Raw genomic sequence first — 1897 nt, forward strand, 5'->3', positions numbered from 1 at the left:
AGGGTCAAAGGGTCAGGTCTTGCATCTTGCCTTTTATTATAAAAGTCAAAAAGAAAGACCTGACCCTATTAATTCTTTAGGTCTTGCATCTTGCCTTTTATTATAAAAGTCAAAAAGAAAGACCTGACCCTATTAATTCTTTGACCCTATTAATTCTTTTGACCCTATTAATTCTTTCCATCCAAACACGGCCGCTAGTGCAGTGCTCAGGCACTTCGTTAGCATTAATACGCACAAGTAACCCTGAACTAATACTGGTCATATTCGTGATTTTTCCACTAGCATGACCTTTGCCAACAGCAGCGATTGCATCAGCAGAAAATAAAACACCAATAAATGTAAACACTCTTAATAACATTGAATTTAATATCCTTATTAAAAATAAACCTCATCACCTAAAGGCAAAAAAAGACCTGACTCTATTTATTTCCAAAAAGAAAGAGCTGCTCCCATTAGTTCCCAATTACTTCTTAGGTGGTGGAATTGGAAATAAAGGCAGCTCACGCTGGTATTTATAATGTCCATTAGTTGAGGCCTTTAACTGCTCCACCTTATGAATACAACCTAAGTATTCAATCCTCCAACGAGTGTTTGGTGGTTTATCTTTTATGCAACCACTATCAAAGATGCCTTTAACTGTATAATATACTCCATCTATATCATTGAGTGTTATTTCTTTGGGTAAATTGAAGAGAAGAATAGTTTCTTCAGCTCGGCCTGAGCGAGCTGCATCTTCACCATACTTTAAAAAAACTGGATTTTCTCTATGACTACGTAAAAGTAAACCCGTTATTTTTATTTTTTTTTTGTCATACATTTCAGGGAAAACAACTAATTTCATAAAAGGCACATGCGGTACATCCTCTTGTATTTCCGATTCATTGACCAAACTGTTAGTTTCTCCTGGTTTGGAGAAAAGGAGTAACCCTATAAAGATCGTCAAATTTAGTTTATTCGTTACCAATTGCATGAACCACCTCCTTCTATTATTGTTATGTTGATGCATAAAGTACTTTGATTATGTTTTTCTGGGCTGTTAAATGCTCCCCCATTCATTTTCCATAATGTTCTTCCTTCACCATAAAAATCAGGAGTGGAAATATATTCATGTTGATAGCCTGCATTATATGCAGCACCTGTATCTGCATCGCTACCTACAGAAGGCCATGCAACGGACCCATTTGTTCCATGGCTATGCCAAACCGATACAGCATCTTTTTTAACATGTAAACTTATAAGATTACCAGGGCCATTTGTTTGCAAATCACCTAACCTAATATCTCCTTCACTGCCATACATTGCAGCACCAACTTCAATATCGTACTCATTTAATAAATTTTCATAAACATTTTTATGTAGCCACTTTGCAGCATCATCAGTGTTATTAAACTTACCTTGAGCATGCACTAATTTCTTCGCATTTTTAAAGTCTTCTTCAAACCCACCTTTTTCCGCATTATACCACCATTGCATTGCTGAGGTGACGGCGCCATTGGCAAACTTTCCACCCGTAAGTTTAGACACGGTGCCGCCCACAACCCCTGCAATCGCGGTACGGCTATATGCATTACCAAATTCAGTGGTTTTCGGATTCATAAATCCTTTCATACTGGCGGTGACTAAGGAGCTGACAAAGCCATGACCAAACTTTCCTCCTTGAAGAACAGCAGAAACGCCACCTACCATCGCATGCGATGCAACATTTTGAACAGCAGTCCACCCACCAAGATCAAAATCTAAGTTAGCACCGATGTATTGAGAAATAACTATTGTAGCCGACGAAATAACGTAAGCTTTCAAAGCTGCACCAAAACTACCTGTGACTGCATAGGTTTTTAAGCCTTGATATAACGGTAATGCATAAGGTGCCCAAATCCCTATTGCTATACTTACTGCC

At 38.2% G+C, this 1897-nt stretch carries 3 protein-coding genes; all 3 read right to left on the reverse strand.

Translation table 11 applies throughout. The annotated features are described in order from the left end of the window. Positions 1–109 precede the first annotated feature (109 nt). Positions 110–358: a hypothetical protein gene (locus tag J7338_RS20435; RefSeq protein WP_210798812.1), complete on the reverse strand. Its 249-nt coding sequence runs from the start codon at positions 356–358 to the stop codon at positions 110–112. Between the two features lie 105 nt (positions 359–463). Next, complete coding sequence (locus J7338_RS20440) at positions 464–970, reverse strand: hypothetical protein (protein WP_210798813.1); 507 nt, start codon at positions 968–970, stop codon at positions 464–466. Further along, positions 958–1897: hypothetical protein (locus J7338_RS20445; RefSeq protein WP_210798814.1), on the reverse strand; the 940-nt coding region annotated here is incomplete at its 5' end. The genes J7338_RS20440 and J7338_RS20445, both read right to left, overlap by 13 nt.

This window comes from Pseudoalteromonas ostreae, from assembly GCF_018069805.1.
GTDB lineage: Bacteria > Pseudomonadota > Gammaproteobacteria > Enterobacterales > Alteromonadaceae > Pseudoalteromonas > Pseudoalteromonas ostreae.

What these genes read in the sequence shown, in the direction of transcription:
- J7338_RS20440 (WP_210798813.1), bottom strand. Translation starts at nt 970, where the DNA reads ATGCAATTGGTAACGAATAAACTAAATTTGACGATCTTTATAGGGTTA.
- J7338_RS20435 (WP_210798812.1), bottom strand. Translation starts at nt 358, where the DNA reads ATGTTATTAAGAGTGTTTACATTTATTGGTGTTTTATTTTCTGCTGAT.